General features: G+C 61.0%; 7 protein-coding genes. 4 read left to right on the top strand and 3 right to left on the bottom strand.

Annotated elements, in window-relative coordinates; translation table 11 throughout:
• A partial coding sequence (locus tag JJE47_03235; protein ID MBK5266424.1) for a response regulator transcription factor occupies positions 1-330 on the bottom strand: 330 nt, incomplete at its 3' end.
• A gap of 328 nt (positions 331-658) precedes the next feature.
• Here JJE47_03235 and JJE47_03230 point away from each other — a divergent pair.
• Complete coding sequence (locus JJE47_03230; protein MBK5266423.1) at positions 659-1291, top strand: NAD(P)H-hydrate epimerase; 633 nt, start codon at positions 659-661, stop codon at positions 1289-1291.
• Here JJE47_03230 and JJE47_03225 read toward each other — a convergent pair.
• Positions 1269-1688: a nitroreductase family deazaflavin-dependent oxidoreductase gene (locus tag JJE47_03225; GenBank protein MBK5266422.1), complete on the bottom strand. Its 420-nt coding sequence runs from the start codon at positions 1686-1688 to the stop codon at positions 1269-1271. The genes JJE47_03230 and JJE47_03225 overlap by 23 nt on opposite strands.
• Positions 1689-1745: 57 nt before the next feature.
• On the opposite strand from JJE47_03225, the gene nucS reads away from it, so the two are divergent.
• Positions 1746-2405 (top strand): endonuclease NucS, encoded by a 660-nt coding sequence (gene nucS, locus JJE47_03220; GenBank protein MBK5266421.1) that lies wholly within the window; start codon positions 1746-1748, stop codon positions 2403-2405.
• A gap of 2 nt (positions 2406-2407) precedes the next feature.
• A complete protein-coding gene (locus tag JJE47_03215) occupies positions 2408-2875 on the top strand; it encodes a tRNA (cytidine(34)-2'-O)-methyltransferase (GenBank protein ID MBK5266420.1) in 468 nt (155 codons plus the stop codon).
• Here the strand turns inward: JJE47_03215 and JJE47_03210 are convergent.
• Positions 2872-4311, bottom strand: coding sequence for a DUF4173 domain-containing protein (locus tag JJE47_03210; GenBank protein ID MBK5266419.1), 1440 nt, complete (start codon positions 4309-4311; stop codon positions 2872-2874). The two genes, JJE47_03215 and JJE47_03210, sit on opposite strands and share 4 nt — an antisense overlap.
• Positions 4312-4387: 76 nt before the next feature.
• Here JJE47_03210 and JJE47_03205 point away from each other — a divergent pair.
• Positions 4388-5277: M20/M25/M40 family metallo-hydrolase (locus tag JJE47_03205; protein MBK5266418.1), on the top strand; the 890-nt coding region annotated here is incomplete at its 3' end.

Genomic DNA, 5277 nt, shown 5'->3' with positions numbered 1-5277 from the left:
GTCGCCAGCAAGAGTGTCTTTCAGCAGAAACCCGCTGGCGCCGGCGATGAGTGCCTCGTAAAGGTATTCGTCCGGGTCGAACGTGGTAACCATGATGATCCTGGTGGCGATGTTGAGCTTGACTATTTCGGCGGTGGCGGCTATGCCATCCATATCGGGCATGCGAATGTCCATCAGGATGATGTTCGGAGAGAGCCGGCGAGCCAGATCGACGGCTTGCCGCCCGTTGACCACTTCGCCAACCACCCGGATATCGGTCTCGGCGTCGAGGACTAGTCGAAGCCCCGTCCGGATGAGCTGCTGGTCGTCCGCTATCAATACGGAGATCATTCGGTCTTCGCCAATGGTCGGGCCATCGGCACTTGGAATCCGCCATTCGGCTGAGAACCGAACTTCATTTGTTCCACAATTCCGACAGACAGCGAGGTCACCGCGAATACGGCGTCAGCCAGACCCGGGTGCCGTCTAATGAGAGTTCGAAGCGTTCCGAGTAACCCCACGAGGCTTGATATTACGCCGCTCGGGATCAGCGAACTTCCGTCAGCTGGTTTCAGTGCAGGATCTTGTCCCCAGACGAGAGTGGCCGTCCGACGAGGGGTAGCGTAAACGTGTGATTCCAACAGTGACGCGAAAGCAAATGGTCGAGGTCGACCGTCTGATGATTGACGAGCTGGGCATATCGTTGATCCAAATGATGGAAAATGCCGGACTCCAGTTGGCTCGCCTGGCCATCGAGCGGTATCAGCCGTCATCGGTCCTGGTTCTCGTCGGTTCCGGCGGCAACGGCGGGGGAGGCCTGGTTGCCGCCCGGCGTCTGTCCGGGTGGGGCGTAGATGTGAGTGTCGCGTTGACCCGTCCGGACCTGGACGGGGTCCCGGGATCGCAACTTTCGATTGTCAGGACATTGGATATCGCGATCGGGGAGCCGCACGGCGCTGATCTGATTCTCGACGCGGTACTCGGATACAGCCTTTCGGGTCCGGCGCGAGGGCGGGCTGAGACGTTTATCTATTGGGCCAATGATGAGTCGATTCCGGTCTTGTCGCTCGATACGCCGTCAGGGGTTGATGTCGATACCGGGTTGGCGCCCGGAGCGGGAATGGTGGCGGACGCTACGCTGACGCTGGCTCTTCCCAAGGTCGGCCTGATGGAGAGCCGTTATGTGGGGGAGCTGTTGGTGGCGGATATCTCCGTCCCGGCGCAACTCTATGATCGCCTGGGGATCGACGTTCCCCTCGACCTGTTTCGGACCGGTCAGATCCAACCGGTCACCCTTGGTCAACGAAGATGACCGGGATCTGACGATCGGTTCTGGCCTGATATTCGGCGTACCCCTCATAGGCTTTGACGATGCGCGGCCACCAGGTGGCTCGTTGTTCGTCGGTGGCTTCGGTGGCAGTCGCCTCAAATCGGTTGCCTTCGATTTGGACTAACACTTCGGGATGGGCGATCAAGTTCAGGTACCAATGGGGCGGATAGTCGCGACCGCCCCATGACGCAATGATTACGAGTCGCGAACCATCACGGAGGTAAAGCAGCGGCACGGTGTGAGGGCGGCCGGTCCGGCGGCCTCTGGTGGTCAACAGCAACATACTGTTGTTGACGAACTGTCGGCCGACCCGGCCCCGGGTGGCCCGGTAGGCGCCGGCATGGATTTTCGACAGCCATTTGGCGCTCACGTCATGCATAAATGACAGGCTGGCCGATCCGTCCCCTTACGACAAGTCCGGTTACGCTTGCGCATCGTGCGGCTGGTCATAGCGAGATGCAGTGTGGATTATGAGGGACGTCTGACGGCGTACCTACCTCCAGCTATCCGTTTGCTCATGGTGAAGGCAGACGGGTGCGTCGCCATTCACGCTGATGGGGGCGCCTACAAACCGCTCAACTGGATGAATGCTCCCAATCACGTTGAGGAGCTGGATGATCGATGGATTGTCACCAATCCCAAAGGCGAGATGCTGACGATTCACCTTGAGGAAGTCATTGCTGATTCCCTGCACGATCTCGGAATCGACCCGGGGCTTCAGAAGGACGGGGTCGAAGCCCACCTTCAGGTTTTGCTGGCTGATCGCCCGCAGGTGATCGAGGAAGGGCTGGTGTTGATTCGTCGCGAATACCCGACCGACATCGGGCCGGTCGATCTGTTGTGTCGTGACGCCGAGGGCCGAACCGTGGCGGTCGAGATCAAGCGGCGAGGCGATATCGATGGCGTCGAGCAGCTGGCACGGTACCTCGAACGCCTCGACCTCGATGCAAGGCTCGTTCCTGTCCGGGGGGTGTTTGTGGCTCAGCTGATCGTTCCGCAGGCCAAAGTGCTGGCCGAGGCGAGGGGGATTCGCTGTGTTGAGGTTGACCTCGACGAACTGCGGGGAATTGAACCCAACGCGTTGCGGCTGTTCTAGTCATGCCGTCGGTTGTGCTCTTCCACCCCGAGATTCCGCAGAACACCGGGAACATCATGCGTCTGTGCGCCAACACCGCGACGCCGCTCCACCTCATACGACCGATGGGTTTTGAGCTGGACTCCACGAAGCTGAAACGGGCCGGCATGGACTATCGGGAATATGCCACCGTCAAAGTCCACGATTCGTTTGACGCGTACCTGCTGGCCGAGTCGCCGGGCAGGCTCTATGCCTTTGCCCGCAATGGTGAACGGTCGTTCGCGGACCTGTCCTACGGTCCCGGTGATGCTTTTCTGTTCGGCCCTGAATCGACTGGTCTCCCGCAAGAGGCGCTCGAAGTGCCCGAGGTGACGGCCTCGGTTCGGATTCCGATGACTCCCCACACCCGTAGCCTCAACCTGGCGAACTCGGTGGCGATCGCCGTGTACGAGGCAGCCCGTCAGGCCGGATATCCGTTTGCCCCTGCCTAGTCGCAGTCACCGAGGGTCGCAGAGGTGGCGGCGGCTTGCCGGGCCGACCACGAGCTACTGAAGATCGATTCGTCCTCGTCAAGGGCCTTGAGATCGTGCCTGAGGTCGGTTAGGAGTGGTGAGTCACATTCAACCGGGTGGTTTCGGACGTATTCGGCGACGACCGGGACCCGGTCGACCGACAATCCGCCGAGGTAGGAAACGTCGGTTTGAATGATGGCCTGGCGGCCCAGGTTCGTCCTTGCGATGATGGCATCAGGGTTGGCCACCGTAAGGCCAAGCAGCAGAACTGTTGCGGCGCAAAGCACCACCCGTACAAAGGGCCGGGTATCAGATCGTATGATCGAAAAGGCCATGGCAACCAGCGCGATCGCGATCCACAGCATGAATACGGTGGTGTAGAGCCGGAGTTCGGTCAGGCCGAATGCTTCCCAATAGGCCAACATTCTGCGGACAGCCGAGACCAGCACCAGACCAGTCAGTGCGATCAGGCTTTGGCTGAGCCAGTTGACGACTGCCGACCGGTGAGTGGCGGTGTGCCCCGTCCAGGAGGCCACCAGGACGATTCCCAATACCAGCGATGCGACCGCCACCAACTCGAAGAAGCCCTGCCGGGCGTGCTCCGAGAGGGTGACCGGGTTGCTGTCGACTCCACCGAACAAGTAACCGATCTGGATTACCACAAAGACGGCGAACAGTGCATTCAACAGCACCAACACGGTGGTTGTCTCGACGCTGCGACCGGCCGGTTCGGCGCGAAACCCGAGGGCCGATTCCTTGATCTGACTGGAGAACATCCACATCCCGACGAGGAGCGAACCGAGGGCGACCGACCAGAAGATGTGGCCGGTAACCGAGCGGATCACATCGAGGGCTACGAGCCGGTCGACCAGGTCTGAGAACACGGCGTCGGCGGATGCGAAAAGTGTCCCGAACACAAGCAGGATCGGGACGCCGATAAGCAGTCCGATGAGAACCGGCCCCAGGCTGCTTTGGCGATGGCTCGGGAGGGAGCGAAAGGTCGTAGTCGGTCCGTAAGCGACGGCTGCCACGGGGGGAACGAGGACCGCCAGGATGGTCTGGCTGACCGTCCACTCTCGAACCGGTCGCTTGGTCGAGTAGGTGGCCATGATCACCGCGGCCAACCCGGCCATGGCGTTCAGAGCGATAAGGACTTCGGATGCTCTGATCGCCAGGGCACCGAAAAACATGGCCGCTGCGTAAATCAACCATCGGTTCGGCGAGCGCTCCGATGGCCCGAATCGGATTCCGAGTGTGAGCGCCAACCCCGAGATCGCCGCCCCGAATCCGGGAGCGTGGCGGAACGCCAGTGCCTGGACAAGAAAGCCGATGAGAACGGCCCATGCGAGAGAGACCACGGGAAGGGTCGGACGGGGAGCCACCTGTCTGGGGGTCGGCGGTGGTTTGGTGTCCATGAGGTTCTCCGAGACTGGTCGAAACAAGGTAACGCCCGGCCCGCCACGGCCAGTTCCCGATACTACGCTCGCCAGTATGTTTGACGAGCTCAAGAACCGCGTGAACGAACTGTTTCCCACCCTGGTCGACGAACTGAGGGAATTGGTCAGAATCCCCTCGGTAAGCGCCACCCACCCGGACGACGTTCGCCGCTCGGCCGACCACATCGTTGGGCTTTTGGAAGCCTCGTTCTTTCAGAATGTTCAATTGCTAGAGATCGAGGGGGCTCATCCGGCGGTCTTTGGCGAGATTCCTGCGCCCGATGGTGCTCCCACGGTCCTGTTGTACGCCCACCATGATGTTCAGCCAGCCGGGTTCGGGTGGACCGATGATCCATGGGAGCCTCGCGAGATCGGCGGTCGGTTGTTTGGCCGGGGCAGTAGCGACGACAAAGCCGGAGTCATTATGCATTTGGCGGCGGTGCGAGCTCATGGCGGGAAGCCGCCCGTTGGGGTCAAGGTCTTCATTGAGGGAGAGGAAGAGATCGGGTCGACGAATCTGGTGGCGTTCCTCGATACGTACGGAGAGATGTTGGCTGCCGACGCCATCGTTATCGCTGACGCCGGCAATTGGCGGGTAGGGGTGCCTTCGTTCACGACGTCCTTGCGCGGGTTGGTCGACTGTGTCGTCGACGTTCAGACGCTTGAGAATGCGGTGCATTCGGGTATGTTTGGCGGAGTCTTTCCCGATGCTCTCACCGTGCTGGCCCGCCTGCTCGCCACCCTTCATGACGGGGCGGGCAATGTGGCGGTCGCCGGAGTTCACATCGGTCCCGAGGCGGGGCTCGACCTGACCGAAGCCGAGGTCCGAAACCAGGCTGGTGCCGTCGAAGGCGTGGAGATTATCGGCGACGGGAGCCTGGAAGCCAAGACCTGGTCACGTCCATCGATTTCGGTCCTGGGTATCGATGCCCCGCCGGTAGAAGG

It is taken from the genome of Acidimicrobiia bacterium, from assembly GCA_016650365.1.
GTDB lineage: Bacteria > Actinomycetota > Acidimicrobiia > Spongiisociales > JAENVV01 > JAENVV01.
This window is presented reverse-complemented; position numbering and strand designations above follow the sequence as displayed.